An 18,765-nucleotide genomic window follows, 5' to 3' on the forward strand; every position below is an offset into this window, starting at 1 on the left:
ACCCCACACCCGACCAAGGAGGACTGCTCGTCCTATCCTCCTTGGATTCTCCAAGACGCCCCTAGCGAAGTTACATGCATTAGTGACTGGCTTCGTGCTTATTCGAAAATAGCTAACGCTTCCGATGGGGCGTCCCTTCCCCCCGAAAGCTACGCTGACGTCCTGTCTGCGTCACGCTATTTTCTTCAACGCTCTTCAGCAACTTCGCAGGGGATCGGTGAACTTCTGTGGCATTAGAATAAAATTTAAAATTGAAAAAAATTATATATGACCTATCTATTTTAGAAAAAAACTAAATTAAAAAACTATAATGCCAAATAACTCAACTCATCCTTATAAGACATCAATGGTTCATAAAGCTGATGATAAGCTTTACCAACTGCACCTCTAAATTGAATCAGCTTTGGAGGGTTCGTGCCAATGGAAATAATATGCTGAATAGCTAATCCCGGATATGGATCTATATAAACAATTTCCTTTATTCCAAGTTGATAAGCTTTTTTTGCACACAGTTCACATGGACTAGCAGTAGTAAATAATTTCCCACCTTCTATACCTACACTTCCATATTTAGCAAGTTGTAAAAAAGCATTCTCTTCAGCGTGAAGAGATCTCGTATGTACTTGATTTCTTTCATCATCAATAGTGTTTTGGATTGATTTAAAACAATATGACAAATTACGACCGCCAGCTCCTAAGCGCTTAATCTTTATCAATTCTAGTGCAGCTTGATTCCTAAACTTTTCATTATTCCGCTCATACTCACTATAAGTAGTGTCACTAGAGAAGTTCTCTAAGTCTTCCAATGACCGTAAATTACATGGAACTTGACCTTTTGCAACATCATTCCACCCTACTGATTTGATAGAATAATTAACATCAGTTACAACTGCGCCGACTTGTCTTGATATACAACCTGAATTCATTTTCGCAGTAAATGCAATTTGCATCACACGCTCCAATGAAGTTGGAGTCACAAGACCAGGATGTTTTATCAAGCTTAAATACCAGCCTAATTGTGATTTCAATACATTATGATTTCGCGGCTCATTTCTAGGATTAAATATATGTATATCGGATATTTCAATACATCTCTTTACATTTGAAATGATTAATTCATCATACTTATCATGTGATATATCATCCCTCAAAACTTGAGCGCACTCCACACACTTATTCAACTCATTTTTTCCGATAAATTTACCTGACTCTCTCCGATCGATATCTTTAATTTGGTCAACTGTGAACTTATATTTATCTTGTAAATACTTTTTCCTATCATGTGTTGGTGCATTAATTGATACCAAATAGAATGCAGCATAACGATCTTTAAAGTATTTAGCTTCATATGGATTACGAATAGTATCAATTGCAATATATGTTTTATTATTGGAAACTTTATCAATATAGCGGTAGAACTTTACTAGCCTATTTATCATTCTTGGTAAAACAAATAAACCTTGAGGTTCAAATTCATTATTCCTGTAATCAGGCACTATATTTTTAGTTCTCCTAATAGAATCGCCTGCCCCTTGATATATTTGTACATAACTATTACCCAAGTCTGACTTCAAAACAGATTTCAAACTACTAGTAAATGTATTTATTATTTTAAACCATTTATTTATATTTAGCTCCTTCAAATTATGGTTTAAAGTACTTGTTCCATATAAAAAATAACTTAACTCTTTTGAAAGTGCTCTAAATTCTTTCTGGCTTTCAGAAAAACCTGACTTTTCTAAAGCACCATCGATCTTTTCATGTAAATCACTATCTGTAACTGACTCTATGTACTTTTTTAATACATCCAAATCAAGATCAAGAATTCTAGCTGTAATTAACTCACTCACTTTAATAACTTTAAAGGGGTCGTTATGTTCGACAGCATATTTTCTCACAACACCATAACGTTTTGAGTCCATTCCTAAAAAATATTTCTCGTCTTTATAGTTAACTTCATCTACTAATGGAAAGTGTAATTTCTCACTAAGTAAATTCGCTGTTGTAGTGCAGCCTGAACCTGTTCTACCGGTTAAGCCTATCAAGATAAAGTTACTTCGTTCGCTCAACAAGTTTGAAATTAAATTCTCATTATTCATCATCAAATAAAAACCTTTTACATATGAAAAACTAAAAATAAAAACCACACTAAAACAGAGTTACTATTTAAGATGAAAATTAAAAAAATGCATAGACCGACAGTTATAAACTGTCGACCTTGCTTCATAAAACACACATCAACTTAAATAATATTTAAAAATATAAAAAACAATCAAACCAATCCATCTGAAACAACTTCAAAATTATTTATTTCATTATATATATAAGAAATAGTCTTATCGTAATTTCCATCAAACATAAACTCGTTCCCAGTTGTTAAATCAAGAACGCTATACTGGTAGTTGGGGTCATTAATTGCTTCCTGCATAAGAACACAAATTATATTGGCTCTTTCTCGCGTCATTTTTTCAGCTTCATTGAAATGTAATTTAACAAGTCGCGGCTGCCCATTTAAAACAACATTAAGCTCAGGGTTACAAGTAATCTCCGTGTTAGAGTAAGAGTACGATGCTTTAATTGGAGTATCTGCAGTAATATTTTTTCCTGACTGCCAATCTTTAAAAACACTAGAAATCCGCTCAAACTTTGCTTTTTTTGTTGGATTTGATTGTTTTCTTGAAACATCATATAAATATGAAATATGCCTCTTTTGAGTAAAAAGAGACTTAATTGCTGTTCGTAGGTTTAGATAATAGTCCTTATAAAAAGCATATGGTTCACGATTAACAACCTTACGAATTTTTGTTTTTTTAGGATTCCCCGTTGTTACGGCGATCATTGAAAACTCTGCAACTCCTAGCTCTGCCATATCATTTCCTTGATAATAATTAAGTGAAAAAACTGTTTATCTACCGAACATGCATATTTCATATCAAACAATCTGCGACTCAAATGCAAAGAATTCACCAATACCCTGCGAAGTTGCCGACGGGCGTTGAAGAAAATCACGTGAGCGAGGCATGGATGCCTCGCTAGCTTTCGGGGTACAGGATGTACCATCGAAAGCCTTAGTGATTTTCGAATAAACGCTAGGCCAGTAACTAATGCATGTAACTTCGTTAGGGGCGTCATGGAGCATCCAAGGAGGATAGGACGAGCAGTCCTCCTTGGTCGACTCTTGATTGAAAATCAGGGGTTGAAGACCCACGACCTTGATTCACCTCGGCCGTTAGGCCGCAATAAACAAATAACCGCGATAACATTGCCAATTCGCAGCGCCAAGCAAACCAGCACTATCAAAACGCTTCAGCTTTGTCGTTCGACAAGAAGGCCTGCCATGGCTACCGCACTTGGCCAACACCCATTAGCCAAGGGATTACACTGCTCTTTTCTAGATTCTAGATTCTAGATTCTAGGCTCTAGCACCTAGCACCTAGCACCTAGCACCTAGCACCTAGCACCTAGTGTTAGAAACTCATCGCATATTGTTCAGGAGGCGTTCTCGCGAAATAAAGATACATCTTCCTGATGCAAGTGAACTTAACCATGGTCACGATTAAGTTTCATCCTTGTTAAAACTTAAGATAGCGTTCTGATTAGGCCACGAATAAATCGGGCCACCCAAGATAAAACAAGAACATAATGCACTTTCTGTTAGCATTCAAGTGACGAAAAGTCACTTAGCCGTTAAAAGACTAGCGAGGTAGGGTTCCAAAAGATGATGACTAACTAAATTGACCTATTTGGCTGAAAAAACGATATTTTAGTAAAAAAAGCCCAACCCATTGCCTCGTTGGAGGTCTTGAAGGAACGAGCAATGAAACAGGCTTGAAATCAGCCAGCGTTAAGGTACCGACAGCATTTAGCAAAGTGCCGCCGTCGCTTCTCTAAATGCTCGCAGTAATCGGTCAGTTCTTGCAGCGTCCCCACTGGACCACGAAAGAGCTTGCCAAACTCAGTGGTCAGTTTTAACCAATTTTCATGGGATATATTTAATCTTGTCAGTAAGTTGGCGCTATTCTCACTTATTGCACCACGCTTGTCGTTGCGGATGATCCGCCCTGTATCCTCAACTAACTCAAGATAATCCTTGAGTGTAAACGCGATTCCATTAGGTTGATTATCGCGTTCATTACCAATGAAAGGCAGTAGATTGTTAGGCTGTTCACCTTTCAATGCTGCCCGAATGCGTAGCTGAATGCTGGTATGATCTGATTGTTCTAGCGTGTCAGCCATTTTGACTCTGATGGGATTCAAATCAACATAGGTCATACAGGCTAAAACAGCAGCTTCATCAAGTAGAGCCTGTGACTTAAAGCGACCTTCCCAGAAACGACCACTACAGTTATCTTCTTGATTTGCTTGTCTTGCTATCGGTTCGTTTAAGCAACGCATGAACCAACTGATATCACATAAACGGCTACGGTAAATTGCTATGGCATGCTTTAGCCTGAGGACTTGGTGAGGTTCAACCAACTCACCTTTAGCGAATTTTTGCGTTAATTCATCACCTTTAAATAGCTTATGCCACTGCTCAAGCACTTCGCGATCAGTCCAACGATTAGCACAGTCGATATCCACCCGTAACACCACATGCAAATGATTCGACATCACCGCAAAGGCCGCTACATCAATAGCAAAAACCGCCTCAAGTTCAAACAGTAGCGATTCTACCCAAGCGCGGCGATGGTCATAGTTTTTACCCGAGTAACTATCATCGCCGCATAAAAATGCACGCCGAACAACGCGACTACAACAGTGATAGAAGGGCGTGTCTTCAACACTAATCTGAGTTCTTCTAGGCCTCGGCATAGCAACTCCTCCACATAAACACTTTTATTGAGTCTAGTAGAGGAGCCTAAATAACGCGATTTGTAATGGGTGGCTAGATTTTATTCCTAGATTTTATTCAGCTAGATTTTATTCAAGATTTTGTTCGAGATTTTGTTCTTTTCGAACGAGAGCCAAAGATGGCGAACTGGCAGTTAGACATGGACGTTGTTCGGCAAGGGATTTCCAAAAGGAGGATAGAACGAGACGTCCTCCTTGATCGACTTTTGATTAAAAATCAGGGGAAGTCCCACATCCTTGCCCCAGCTAGGTCGCCAGGCCGTAATCAACCCATAATTCATCAAGTCAAAAGCATCAACTTCAATTGTTAAGTATTTAATTATGCTTTAAACGCCTAAAAAACAACGTAATCAATAGCATCAACAATGTGAAATCCATAGTCCCACCACCGCCTTCGGATGATTTCTCAGGTTCACCAGTATCATTAACGATAAATGTCACATCAAATGTCAATTGTGCGCCCAACGGATCAGTTGCGGTGACAGTCATTAGATATTGGCCTTTAGTCTTAACAGCACCTTGGAATATTCCATCCTCTCTTGCCATTAATCCACTCGGTACATTCTTATATGTATAAGTCACAGCCTCTCTATCAGGATCAATGACAATTCCAGGAAGTCCACCGTAATATTCTTGATCTTTCTCAAGATACTGAATACCAATCTCCGCAGTTAAAATAGGAGCATCGTTAACGTTAGTCGGTGTAATATAAAACAACTCTGTAGATAATGGAGGAATATTCACTCTCACTTGAATGGGACTGGCTGGTGTTGGATCATTTAAATTTCCAGAGGCGAACATATCTTCGTTAGTAAAAGTCCCACGAATATATTCACCATCCCAAATCAATCTTTCATCTATATTTTCAGTATAAAAACCGGTAACCACAAGATTATTTCCATTTAGAAAATGCTTCTTAATATTTATCGCCAAAGGAACATCTTGAACAGCAGGAACAGAGCCTTTAGGTAAACCACCTTTATATATAAGAGGGTTAGGGTTAGAGAGGGTAAACGTTGTAATATTAGGTGACATTAAGTTAACGAAAAAACCTTTCTTGTCATCAGTGAGCTGAAACCAACCATCTGCAATAGCATACACCTGGGAAGACTTATAAAAATACTTATCTTCATCATCAAACACATAAGAATGTCTTCCAGAACGTTCAATAAAATAATTTTCACTCTTTAAATAAATAGCTTCTTTTGGATAACTAACACTATTCTTCATTTTAGATAGAAAAAACTTATTATCTTCTGATGAGTATCTATAATTCAACAACATATCACTACCCACAATAAGTTCTTTCCCATCATTAATTGTATATATAGCTTCAACACCACTAAATCTAGATGAATCGACTCTTTCAGGGATAACAATTTCTTGAAAAACTACAAAGTCATTAATATCAGATTGCCATTTCAAAACATATAACTTAGGCTCTACTTTTGTTTCATTAACCCCTACCCTTTCTGGAGAGAAGATGACTTCATCACGGCCCTCTAATCGATATAGCTTGTAGGTACTATTTGATATGAGCGATTTATCAGCTAAGATTTTTTTTCGTTCGCAAGAATCTATCTCACCATTTACACTTAACTTACAAACACTGTAATCGTAACTGGTTTTTCCTGTATGAGTATCATCATAATTAGGGTGTAAAGCAACAATGGTATCATTATTTACAAATTGAATCTGTTCAATAAATGAACCATAACGTCCTAAACTAGGTAGAAACTCGACCTCTTGAGACAATGACAACTCATTACCTGCAAGAGTAAATCTAACTAATTTTGTAGTTCCATCATAATTTGACTGAGATAAGGCATAATAGTTTTGATTATATTCACCTAATGGTTCAACATTAATATAACTAACAAGATCTGATGCTATACCAAAACTTGTTGAGTTAATATAATTCATCCCATTATCTACGGCATTATACTTCCATAAGTAAATTCTTGTATCGGAAGAAAAATCATCACTAACAGTACCAGATATTAAAATGTCGCCTTTAGCCTTAGAGAAAGCTACCTGCAGGAATGATTTAGGCAAGTTGCTATCATACGTTTTATCAATTGTATAAGGATTTTCAACCGCCATTAGCGATGATGAAACTATGGATAAAATCACTAATAAACATCTATACATACAGATACTTCTCCTAACATCAGTATAATTATCAGTTAATCAACATACTCACGTAAAAATCATCAATTCCAACGGGTAAACTCGACAATCATTAGATCCTCAAAGCCAATACTAACGTCAAAAATTAATCCACATTCAGCGCTGACATACAAACCAGCACTATCAAAACGTTTCAGCTTTGTCGTTCGACAACAAGCCCCGCCATAGCTACCGCACTTAGCCAACAGCCGTTAGCCAAGGGATTGCACTGCTCTTTTATAGATTCTAGGCTCTAGTACCTAGCACCTAGTGTTAGAAACTCATCGCATATTGTTCAGGAGGCGTTTCTTGCGAAATAAAGATACATCTTCCTGATGCAAGTGAACTTAACCACGGTCACGATTAAGTTTCATCCTTGTTAAAACTTAAGATAGCGTTCTGATTAGGCCATGTCTACCACTTTCACATTACAAATTAGATAGTTAAGTGATAACTAATTTTCATCATCCCTTTACAGACCAATATCAAAGCGTATTCAGGATAAGTAGTGCAAAAACACAGAAGTAAACGCAGAAATGGCTGGTACCAACCGTTAACGATTTACACCTAAACAAAGAGATCTCAATAAGGGCTGCGCTTGACTAGCTCATCCCAGTATCATCAGCCTATTACAGAGACAAGTTGCTATTTGGTATATTGCGATTATATTGCCCCATCTGTAACACGCTGATCTATTTTGTCTATTTTTACGTACCTACGTACAGTTAAAGACCGCAATACACACTATACTAAGCAGCATGCCACCAAAAAGTGATTTTAGTACTTCGCTTTGGAAATCAATATGATCATATTTAATAAGCGCTTGAAGGAAGAAAATGAGCAGTTGAAAGAAGAATTACTTTCAATGCAACAGGTAAGGGAAAGCCTTGATAGCGAGATGTTAGCATTAACACTTGATTCAAATGGAAAAATTACCGTAATCAACGCAAACTTTACCCATGACATGTTATTCCAAAATACCTCACCCGTCGGGCGAGAATTAATCGATCTTGTGCCTCAACGAGCCAGAAGTACTAATCACTTTAAGTTAATGTGTGATGCATTAAAACGCTGTGTACATTGGGCTGGCGCCCTACAAATTACCAAAGGCGATGGCGAAGAAGCCTGGTTACGGGCAATTATACAGCCAGTGAAAAACAGTAAAGGTCAAGTTAAACATATATCTGTATATGCAAATGACCTCACCCGTACCATCAAAAACTCACAGGAACACCAAGATTTAACCCAAGCCTTACAACGCTCTACGGCTGTCATCGAATTTAATTTGGAGGGTATAGTTCTCGCGGCAAATGATAATTTTTTACAGGCCATGGGCTATAGCCAAAATCAAATTATTGGCAAACATCACAGAATGTTCTGTGAGCCTGAAGAATATAATTCTCTAGAATATAAACAGTTTTGGGAACAGCTTCGTCAAGGTAAATACGTTGCGAGCCGCTTTAAACGTCTTGATAGTTATGGTCGAGAGGTTTGGCTAGAGGCATCCTATAATCCGATTTTTGATAGTTACAAAAAACTGTATAAAGTCGTTAAATTTGCAACGGTAATCACTGAGCAAGTCAATCGAGAGCAAGCCATATCCGAAGCGGCCGATATTGCCTATGACACCTCAAAACAAACGGATGATATGGCACAAATGGGCAGTAAAGTGCTACAAGAGACTGTCGAAGCCATGCACAAACTGACAGCGCAAATGGACACCGCAGCCCAAGGAATTGCAGCCCTAGATAAACAATCGCAAATGATTGGTGAACTGGTAAAAAGTATTAGCGGCATTGCGGATCAAACAAATTTACTCGCCCTTAATGCCGCGATTGAAGCTGCACGAGCAGGTGAACAAGGACGAGGATTTGCTGTGGTTGCCGATGAAGTACGGCAGCTCGCCTCCCGTACCAGTAAGGCAACGGAGGAAATCGTCGAGGTGGTTTCGCAAAATAAAAAGTTAACCGAAAATGCAGTTAACATGATTGAAGAAGGTAAAAAACAAGCACAACACGGCTTAGCACTTTCGACGCAATCCGGTGAAGTAATGTCAGAAATCCAAGACGGTGCTCAAAAGGTGGTCAATGCTGTAGGCCAATTTACGAATCAATTAACCAATTGATAGTAGAAAATACAGTTTAAAAAGCTGATATCCGAATATAAAAAGCCCCGCAGTGTTAAACACTGCGGGGCTTTTTTCATCGAGTGCCGCGGCTCATAGCGACACGTCACTCAACGGGTTAAGTTAGCTATTTAGATCTTGGAAGAACTTTTTCACGCCATCGAAAAAGCCCTCAGCCTTTGGGCTGTGCTTCTTTGACTCACCCGTTAAGGTGGCTTCAAATTCGCGTAACAGTTCTTTTTGACGATCGTTTAAGTTAACAGGCGTTTCCATCACCACTTTGCAGAGCAAATCGCCTACGGCATGGCTACGCACCGATTTAACCCCTTTACCGCGTAAACGGAACATACGGCCCGTTTGTGTTTCGGCAGGGATCTTAAGGCTCACTTTACCATCCAGTGTGGGTACTTCAATTTCACCGCCAAGGGCGGCTTTACTGAAGGATATCGGCACTTCGCAGTAAAGGTTGTTACCATCACGGACAAAAATCGCATGTTCACGCACACTCACCTGAACATATAAATCCCCTGGAGGCGCGCCAAATTCACCCGCTTCGCCTTCACCCGCTAAACGAATACGGTCGCCCGTATCGACGCCGGCAGGGATCTTAACCGATAAGGTTTTGCTCTTTTCAACACGGCCATCGCCATGACACTTAGTGCAAGGATCTTTGATGATCTTGCCGCGGCCATGACAGGTTGGGCAAGGTTGCTGCACCGTGAAAAAGCCTTGGCGCATTTGGACTTGGCCTTGACCATGGCATGTCGTACAGGTACTTGCCGATGTGCCTTTTTTCGCCCCGCTGCCATCACACAGATCGCAGGTTGCCAGTGTTGGAATACGCAGTTCTTTCGTCAGGCCTTTAACCGCTTCTTCCAGTGATAACTCTAGGTTGTAACGTAAATCTGAGCCGCGGGCCGCTTGGCGTTGACCGCCACGACGTCCACCGCCGAAAATATCGCCAAAGACATCACCGAAGATATCACCGAAATCGCCCTGTCCACCACCGTAACCACCGCCACGATTGGGATCCACACCCGCATGACCAAATTGATCATACGCCGCTTTTTTATCGGTATCGGTCAGGATTTCATAGGCTTCTTTCGCTTCTTTGAAGCTAGCCTCTGCGGCTTTATCGCCTGGGTTACGATCGGGGTGAAACTTCATGGCCAGACGTTTATAGGCCTTTTTAATTTCACGTTCGCTGGCGTCACGACCAACGCCTAATACTTCGTAATAATCTCGCTTTGACATAATCTCATGCTTCTGGGCTTAAGTTGAACGAACGGGCGTTAGGGTTTCCCCGTAACGCCCGCCTAGAATTAACTATTTAAAATCAAACATTTGAAATCAGTTATTTGAAGTCAAACCTTGATTCAAACAATTACTTCTTGTCGTCTTTCACTTCTTCAAATTCAGCATCGACAACATCATCGGCAGCAGCGTTAGCCTGTTTGCCTGCATTGGCCTCTGCACCACCTTGGGCTTGAGACTTAGCTTGAGCAATTTCCATCAGCTTAGCAGACGCTTCGATTAATTCTTGGCTTGCCTTTTCAATGGCTTCTTTGTCATTGCCTTTAGTAGCAGTGTCTACAGCGGCCATTGCAGCTTGGATTTTCTCTTTATCTTCGCTTGGCAATGCATCGCCCGCTTCTTCTACTTGTTTCTTAGTCGCGTGGACTAAGCCGTCAGCTTGGTTGCGTGCTTGCACTAGCTCTTCGAACTTCTTGTCTTCATCTGCGTGCGCTTCAGCATCACGTACCATTTGCGCTACTTCTTCTTCACTTAAACCAGAAGAGGCTTTGATGGTGATGTTTTGTTTCTTGCCGGTTTTCTTGTCTGTCGCAGACACATGCAGAATACCGTCGGCGTCGATGTCGAACATCACTTCAATTTGTGGCTGGCCACGTGGTGCTGGCTCAATACCGTCTAAGTTGAACTGACCTAATGACTTGTTCGCGCTCGCTTGCTTACGCTCACCTTGCAGTACGTGAATGGTCACTGCACTTTGGTTGTCATCAGCAGTTGAGAACACTTGCTGTGCCTTAGTCGGAATAGTCGTGTTTTTCTCAATCAACTTAGTCATCACGCTGCCCATGGTTTCGATACCCAGAGACAGTGGCGTCACGTCTAACAGTAATACGTCTTTCACGTCGCCTGACAATACACCCGCTTGAATCGCAGCACCTACAGCTACCGCTTCGTCTGGGTTAACGTCTTTACGAGGTTCTTTGCCGAAGAAGTTTGTCACCGCTTCTTGAACCTTAGGCATACGGGTTTGACCACCCACCAGAATCACTTCGTTAACGTCTGATACGGATAAATCTGCATCCGCCAGAGCAACTTTTAATGGCTCTAATGTGCGGAGAATCAAGTCTTCAACCAGTGATTCCAACTTAGCACGAGTGATTTTAATCACTAAATGCTTAGGACCTGTTGCGTCTGCCGTGATGTATGGCAGGTTCACTTCAGTGTGGTTGGTGCTTGAAAGTTCAATTTTTGCTTTTTCAGCCGCTTCTTTCAGACGTTGCATTGCTAATGGATCTTTACGCAGATCTAAGCCTTGCTCTTTCTTGAATTCGTCAGCTAAGTAGTTGATCAAACGGTTGTCAAAGTCTTCACCACCTAAGTGGGTATCACCGTTAGTTGCCAACACTTCAAATGTTTGGTCACCATCGTTGCTGTCGATCTCGATGATAGAGATATCGAATGTACCACCACCTAAATCGTATACCGCAACAATGTTGTCGCCTTGTTTCTTATCAATACCGTAAGCTAATGCCGCTGCAGTGGGTTCGTTGATAATACGTTTAACATCAAGACCTGCGATACGACCTGCATCTTTAGTCGCTTGACGTTGTGAATCGTTAAAGTAAGCAGGTACGGTAATAACCGCTTCTGTCACTTCTTCACCTAAAAAGTCTTCTGCGGTTTTCTTCATCTTTTTCAAGATTTCAGCAGAAACTTGTGGTGGTGCCATTTTGTTGCCACGCGATTCAACCCAAGCATCACCGTTGTCGGCTTGGATGATTTTGAATGGCATAATGTTCACATCACGTTGAACTTCGTCATCTTTAAAACGACGACCAATCAAACGCTTAATTGCGAAGAATGTGTTAGTCGGGTTAGTCACTGCTTGACGTTTTGCAGGCGAACCGACAATGGTTTCATCGTCTGTATAAGCGATGATTGACGGGGTTGTGCGATCGCCTTCAGCATTTTCTAACACACGCGCTTTGCCACCATCGAGGACAGCTACACAAGAGTTTGTTGTGCCTAAGTCGATACCAATAATTTTACCCATGAGGTCCTCCGAAAAATTTCATTCAATCTAAATTTGTTTAGTTGGTTTTGATATGGGGCCGGACGCATTGTTTATCAAGTCCATTGTTGGCCGCCTTCTCTGCCTTAACACCTATATTGGGACAGGGAATTTAATTACAAGGGCCGATAAAAAAATTTTCTTACTTTATCTTTTCCATATACGGAGATGGATAAAATATTTCACCCACAAAAATACGCTTGCTTATCCACCATAGCTGTTATTCAATCTGCCCACATTTGGCAGATGTTTATCTAAATAAGGTAGTAGAGTGAAGTCTTCGAATTTAGCGTATGTGTATGGCATGGCCGCAGTCTTCCTCTGGTCCACAGTGGCCACGGCTTTTAAAATAGCCTTAAGCTATTACAGTCCGCTGCAACTGGTGTTTGTTGCCGTACTCACTTCGATTATTGCCCTTACCAGTATCTTGGCTTGGCAAAAAAAGCTCTCTTTACTTAAGCAACAATTTTTACGCAGACCCATGTTTTATCTGGTAACAGGGCTAATCAATCCCTTCCTCTACTATGTTGTGCTATTTAAGGCGTATTCTTTACTGCCCGCGCAGCAAGCTTTATCACTTAACTACACTTGGGCGGTATTACTGCCGTTACTTGCCGCGCCTTTGCTAAAGCAACATTTGCGTAAAAGCGATATTGCGGCAGCGCTGATTGCCTACACTGGTGTGTTTATTATTGCCACCGGCGGCGATATCAGCGGCTTTAGCTTTGATAGCCCGCTGGGGATCGGCCTTGCGCTGACCAGCACGCTACTCTGGTGCCTATATTGGATCGTCAACACTAAAGATCAAGGTGATCCCGTGGTGAGTTTATTACTCAGTTTTCTCATCGGCTTACCTTTTATTGCCATGACCTTAGTGTTAACAGATGCGCTACCCAGTTTTAGTCTTAAGGCGATATTTGCTGGTATGTATGTGGGATTGTTCGAGATGGGCATTACTTTCGTGCTCTGGTTAATGGCGCTGAAAACCGCCACTCGCACCGCGAACATCAGCACTATGGTGTTTTTATCCCCGGTGATGTCGATTGGATTTATTGCCTGGATTTTACAAGAAACCATTGCAATGACGACCTATCTTGGCCTTGCTTTTATTTTGTCAGGGATGATGTTGCAGCAACTTTTCCCCCGTTATACCGAGCGTAAACGTAGTGGAAAACCTGAAGAGGTCACGCCAAAGATAATGGAGTAATCTAGCGCCATTATCTAAATCGATGATGGGCGCATGATGACGCCAATTTTTATATCACTCCGATATAACAATGCGTTGGCTAACATTTTTATCTTACGTTAAAGGCTAATATCCCCGTTTTGTGAAGGAGTATAGAATGACACCTGCTGTTCGACTGGTGAAAAAAGCCAAAATTGCCTTTGAAATTTTAGAATATAGCCACGATCCACACTGCGCCGCCTATGGCGAAGAAGCCGCCAACACACTTGGGCTTAATCCTGCACAGGTATTTAAGACCTTACTGGTCGCCATCGACAAAGCCCATGCGCCAATCGCCGTCGCGCTCGTACCCGTCGATCATCAACTGAATCTTAAAGCCGTTGCAAAATGTTTAGGGCAGAAGAAATTGCAAATGGCTGATGCTGAACTCGCGCAAAAATCATCAGGTTATCTTGTGGGTGGTATCAGCCCGTTAGCACAAAAGAAGCGCCTGCCAACCTTGATTGACCAAAGTGCACAATCCTTTGATCACATTTATGTCAGTGCAGGACGTAGAGGGCTTGAGATTAGTTTATCCGCCAACGAGTTGGCTCAACTCTGTAATGGTTCATTTGCCGATATAAAAACACTTTAATGTAAGCCTAATGGGTTGAATATCACAAAATTAACAATAATCTAACCAAGCACATTAAAGTGTTTGAAAAAGCCGTGATATCCGTCTATAAATTGTACTGATCGACAGTTGGACTAAGGACAGTCAGATGGAAAAATCAACACAATGGAATCCAGAAAAAGGCATAGGCCCCGTTGGCTGGGTTGCCATGCTGCTTTGTATCGCGCTTTTTATCTATGAGCATTTTTGGGGAAATGGTTTTACGACTATGGTAGTTATGCTCTACTGCAGTTTTTTGCTCCCCTCGGTATTACTTACCCGCAGAGTGCAAGAAAGGTACTTTATTTATACCTTGGAATATATCAGTGCCTTTCGTAAGTTCACCATAATGATGACGGTAATCTTTCTCTGTGTGTGGCTACTCGCCACTTATACCCCTCTTATTCGCTAAACCTATCCACAAAAGATTTAATCGCGCATATTCACAATAAAAAGCCATTGATGTTATCCATCAATGGCTTTTGTTTACCGTCTTTTAAATACGGCTGGTGTAATCGCCCCAAGCTAACCATTTATAGGTGGTTAATGCCTCAAGCCCCATTGGGCCGCGGGCGTGCAACTTTTGCGTGCTTACCGCAACTTCGGCACCTAAACCAAACTGGCCACCATCAGTAAAACGCGTGCTGGCATTGACATACACAGCGGCTGAATTCACTTGGTTCATAAAGTGCGCCGCAGCATGAATATCATCAGTCAGAATCGCTTCCGAATGCCCACTAGAATAAGTACGAATATGGTCAACGGCAGTATCGATATCAGCCACGACTTTGATGCCTAAGGTGAGTGACAACCATTCAATGCCAAAATCCTCAGACTGAGCAAGCATCACATCAAACCCTAAACCATCGAGAAGGGCAAAACTTGTCTCACAGACTGAAAAACGCACACCTAAACGATGCAAATACTCGGCAACTTGCGGTACAAAAGTGCTCGCCACGCGCTCATCCACCAGCAAGGTATCGAGCGCATTACACACGGTCGGACGCTGCACTTTGGCGTTAGCAATAACATCGAGGGCACGTTGTAAGTCAGCATTTTTATCGACATATAAATGGCAAATGCCAATGCCGCCTAAGATCACCGGAATGGTCGCTTGCTCAGCACATAGGCGCTGCAGAGCTTGACCGCCGCGCGGCACTATCATGTCAACATATTGATCGAGCTTAAGCAAACCTGTCACTAAGGCTCTATCAGGCGAATCAATAAATTGCACCGCATCTATGGGCAAACCTTGGGCGACAATGGCGCCACGGATCACATCACTAATAAGTTTATTCGATTCAAGGGTTTCTTTACCGCCACGGAGGATCACCGCATTACCAGTTTTAAGGGCAAGCACCGCGATATCCACTGTCACATTAGGCCGTGCTTCATAAATCACCCCAATCACCCCAAGCGGTACGCGGCGGCGAGTCAGCCTTAAACCGTTATCTAACAATTTGCTGCCAAATTCTTCACCGACGGGATCGGCAAGGCGAATGACATCGCTGATGTCACCGATAATGCCCGCAAGGCGCGCATCATCGAGCAATAATCTGTCGATCATCGCCTCCGTTAATCCATCGACCTTAGCAGCGGCAACATCCTTTGCATTGGCGGCTAAAATGGCCGGAGAGTTTTCCGTCAGCGCATCGGCGATTGCCTCGAGCAAATCGGCCTTTTGACTCGCCGTTAAGTTGGCTAAGGCATAACTTGCCTGTTTGGCATTAGCGCCAAGTTGCTGTAAATACTGCGCTTGATTCATTTCACTCAAAACAGACCTCGCTTATAGGACCACCATGTCGTTTCGGTGCACTATTGCGTCACCATAATCGTAACCGAGTACTGACTCGATCTCGTCGGAATGTTTACCCGCAATCAAATTCAAGGCTTGACCACAATACCTCGTTATCCCCTTAGCAATTACTTTACCTTGTTGGTCAACTAATTTCAGTGTTGCGCCGCGCTCAAATTCGCCCTTAACCCCAATAATGCCTTTAGATAATAAGCTACGGCCCTTATCGGTAACGGCTTTTACCGCGCCAGCATCGAGCACTAAAGAACCTTGAGTCGCAGGGCCCGCCAATATCCACTGTTTACGGCTTTCGAGCGGGTTTTCAATGGCACTAAAGTGAGTACCAACGGACTCTTTACCAACCACTTTTTTAATCACATCGGGGTGATGACCTGAGGCAATCACCACCTCAATCCCGGCACGGCGAGCAATATCAGCGGCTTCCAGTTTAGTCGACATACCGCCCGTACCTAAACCCGATACAGAACCACCCGCTAACATCCGCAGACTGTCATCAATCTTCACCACCTGCGAAATCAATTTAGCATTCGGATTAGTGCGCGGATCGGCATCGAACAACCCCTTTTGATCCGTCAATAAAATCAATAAATCAGCATCACACAGCAGCGCCGCGCGGGCCGATAAATTATCATTATCACCGACTTTAATCTCGTTGGTAGCCACGGCATCATTTTCATTAATGATGGGGATAATATTGTTTGCCAACAATGCATTGAGTGTATCTCTAGCATTGAGATAACGTTCTCTATCCTGCAAGTCGGCGCGGGTTAGCAAGAGTTGGCCCACATGCAGCCCATAAATACTAAAGAGTTGTGCCCAAGCGAGGATCAACTGACTTTGCCCGACAGCGGCTAACAACTGCTTATTGGCCATAGTGTCGGGCAGTGTCGGGTATTGGAGATGTTCACGCCCAGCGGCAATCGCCCCTGAGGTGCATAAAACGACTTCGACCCCTGACTTCATCAGTGCAGCCATTTGACGAGCCAGCTCAACCATATGGGCTTTATCTAGCTGTTTACTGCCAGAGGTCAGCACACTCGTTCCCAATTTCACTACCACGCGGCGATACGCAATCTCACTTAAGTTCATTATTCATTTGTAAAAAATAACCGAACAATCCTTATACCTAATCCGCTAGATAATTGGTAGCGAGGAGTGATTAACTCGAGATAAATTTTCGATTTTGCTCATAATCACGCAGTAAAAAGGGCCATCGATTAGATGACCCTCAAAAAATATTGCCTATTTGTAGACAATCTAACCCACTAGGCTAGTAGCTCACTATTAAACAGCATCAAGCATAGACAAACTTAGCCACAAATAATGCCGCTAACACGATGATACCCACATTGAGATCGCTAAAGCGACCCGTGAGTATTTTAATCGCCGCATAGGAGATAATCCCCAGCGCAATCCCCGATGCAATAGAGAAGGTCAGCGGCATTAAGATACACACAACCACCACAGGCGCGGCTTCGGTTAAATCTTCCCACTCAACATGCACAAGGCCAGACATCATTAAAATAGCCACATAAAACAGGGTACCCGCTGTTGCATAGGCCGGGATCATCCCCGCCAATGGCGATAGGAACAATGCAGCAATAAACAATAACCCTACCACCACAGCGGTTAATCCTGTACGCCCTCCCGCACTCACTCCCGCGGTACTTTCGATATAGCTTGTCGTGGTGGAAGTACCACAAGCAGCCCCTGCAATGGTAGCTAAACTGTCTGCGGTCAAAGCACGATTTAAACGTGGTAAACGACCTTTCTCATCGAGAAAACCACCGCGTTGGGCAACCGCCACTAAGGTGCCTGATGTATCAAATAAATCCACAAACAAGAAGGCAAACACGACTGATAGCATCGTGACTTCAAAAACTTGGGATAAATCCATCTTCATAAAGGTTGGGGCAATTGAAGGCGGCATAGACACTATGCCGTTGTAATGCACATCACCAAAGATCAATCCAAGTCCGGTGATAATTAAGATACTTAAAATTACCGCCGACTTCATTCCCCTTTGCACCATGGCAATAATCAGGAAAAAGCCCAATACCGCCATTACGGCCGGAAAAGCAGTAATATCACCCATAGTGACTAAGGTCGCAGGATTAGCAACAACAATGCCCGCACTTTTAAGACCAATCAGCGCAAGAAATAAACCAATACCAGCGGCAATACCTAGGCGTAACGACACGGGAATGCTGTTAACAATCCATTCACGAATACGCACTAAGGACAAGATTAAAAAGCAAATTCCCGATAGGAACACGGCACCTAAGGCTGTCTCCCAGCTATAACCCATTTCACCCACAACCGTGTAAGTGAAAAAGGCGTTAAGCCCCATTCCCGGTGCTAATGCAATCGGATAATTAGCCATTAATCCCATGACTAAACAACCAATTGCTGCTGCAAGGCAGGTGGCAACAAATACTGCCCCGTGGTCCATGCCTGCATCGGCTAACATCATTGGATTGACAAAAATGATGTAGGCCATCGTCATAAATGTGGTTAAACCTGCAATAGCTTCCTGCTTGAGGCTCGTTTGATTTTGTTTTAGTTTGAACAGCTTTTCTAACATGGAACTGGGTTCCTTTTATTTTAAGTAGGTAGGGTATTTAAATGTAAGGAATATGTAGCG

At 42.2% G+C, this 18,765-nt stretch carries 13 protein-coding genes; 4 read left to right on the forward strand and 9 right to left on the reverse strand.

What is annotated here, in order from left to right; translation table 11 throughout:
* Positions 1–305: 305 nt before the first annotated feature.
* The 4 genes from MZ182_RS15850 to MZ182_RS15865 form a co-directional block, all read right to left on the reverse strand.
* Positions 306–2,102 (reverse strand): anti-phage dCTP deaminase, encoded by a 1,797-nt coding sequence (locus tag MZ182_RS15850; RefSeq protein ID WP_248068191.1) that lies wholly within the window; start codon positions 2,100–2,102, stop codon positions 306–308.
* Positions 2,103–2,272: 170 nt separating this feature from the next.
* Positions 2,273–2,869: a hypothetical protein gene (locus MZ182_RS15855; RefSeq protein WP_248068190.1), complete on the reverse strand. Its 597-nt coding sequence runs from the start codon at positions 2,867–2,869 to the stop codon at positions 2,273–2,275.
* Positions 2,870–3,834: 965 nt separating this feature from the next.
* Positions 3,835–4,812, reverse strand: coding sequence for a transposase (locus MZ182_RS15860; protein ID WP_248068188.1), 978 nt, complete (start codon positions 4,810–4,812; stop codon positions 3,835–3,837).
* A 354-nt stretch (positions 4,813–5,166) separates the two neighbouring features.
* Complete coding sequence (locus MZ182_RS15865; protein ID WP_248068186.1) at positions 5,167–7,002, reverse strand: putative Ig domain-containing protein; 1,836 nt, start codon at positions 7,000–7,002, stop codon at positions 5,167–5,169.
* 820 nt (positions 7,003–7,822) lie between these two features.
* Here MZ182_RS15865 and MZ182_RS21470 point away from each other — a divergent pair.
* A complete protein-coding gene (locus MZ182_RS21470) occupies positions 7,823–9,145 on the forward strand; it encodes a methyl-accepting chemotaxis protein (protein WP_262917332.1) in 1,323 nt (440 codons plus the stop codon).
* Positions 9,146–9,268: 123 nt separating this feature from the next.
* Here the strand turns inward: MZ182_RS21470 and dnaJ are convergent, their stop codons facing one another.
* On the reverse strand, positions 9,269–10,399 hold the full coding sequence (gene dnaJ, locus MZ182_RS15880) for a molecular chaperone DnaJ (protein ID WP_011919843.1): 1,131 nt from the start codon (positions 10,397–10,399) through the stop codon (positions 9,269–9,271).
* Positions 10,400–10,529: 130 nt separating this feature from the next.
* The gene (gene dnaK / locus MZ182_RS15885; protein WP_115017389.1) at positions 10,530–12,449 is read right to left on the reverse strand and encodes a molecular chaperone DnaK; all 1,920 of its coding nucleotides are present in this window, start codon (positions 12,447–12,449) and stop codon (positions 10,530–10,532) included.
* A gap of 289 nt (positions 12,450–12,738) precedes the next feature.
* Between dnaK and MZ182_RS15890 the strand changes: the two genes are divergently transcribed.
* From MZ182_RS15890 to MZ182_RS15900, 3 genes are all read left to right on the forward strand, one after another.
* The gene (locus tag MZ182_RS15890) at positions 12,739–13,674 is read left to right on the forward strand and encodes a DMT family transporter (protein ID WP_248068184.1); all 936 of its coding nucleotides are present in this window, start codon (positions 12,739–12,741) and stop codon (positions 13,672–13,674) included.
* A 136-nt stretch (positions 13,675–13,810) separates the two neighbouring features.
* Positions 13,811–14,287, forward strand: coding sequence for a Cys-tRNA(Pro) deacylase (gene ybaK / locus MZ182_RS15895; protein WP_011788350.1), 477 nt, complete (start codon positions 13,811–13,813; stop codon positions 14,285–14,287).
* Between the two features lie 127 nt (positions 14,288–14,414).
* Positions 14,415–14,717 (forward strand): hypothetical protein, encoded by a 303-nt coding sequence (locus tag MZ182_RS15900; RefSeq protein ID WP_011919845.1) that lies wholly within the window; start codon positions 14,415–14,417, stop codon positions 14,715–14,717.
* An 84-nt stretch (positions 14,718–14,801) separates the two neighbouring features.
* Here the strand turns inward: MZ182_RS15900 and MZ182_RS15905 are convergent, their stop codons facing one another.
* The 3 genes from MZ182_RS15905 to MZ182_RS15915 all read right to left on the reverse strand — a co-directional run bounded on the left by MZ182_RS15905 (position 14,802) and on the right by MZ182_RS15915 (position 18,705).
* The gene (locus MZ182_RS15905; protein ID WP_248068183.1) at positions 14,802–16,079 is read right to left on the reverse strand and encodes a glutamate-5-semialdehyde dehydrogenase; all 1,278 of its coding nucleotides are present in this window, start codon (positions 16,077–16,079) and stop codon (positions 14,802–14,804) included.
* A 12-nt stretch (positions 16,080–16,091) separates the two neighbouring features.
* On the reverse strand, positions 16,092–17,210 hold the full coding sequence (gene proB, locus MZ182_RS15910; RefSeq protein ID WP_011788347.1) for a glutamate 5-kinase: 1,119 nt from the start codon (positions 17,208–17,210) through the stop codon (positions 16,092–16,094).
* Between the two features lie 205 nt (positions 17,211–17,415).
* Positions 17,416–18,705, reverse strand: a complete 1,290-nt coding sequence (locus MZ182_RS15915) for an NCS2 family permease (RefSeq protein ID WP_014611172.1) — start codon at positions 18,703–18,705, stop codon at positions 17,416–17,418.
* Positions 18,706–18,765: the final 60 nt, after the last annotated feature.

This window comes from Shewanella sp. JNE2 (assembly GCF_023159115.1).
In the GTDB taxonomy this organism is placed as follows: domain Bacteria; phylum Pseudomonadota; class Gammaproteobacteria; order Enterobacterales; family Shewanellaceae; genus Shewanella; species Shewanella putrefaciens.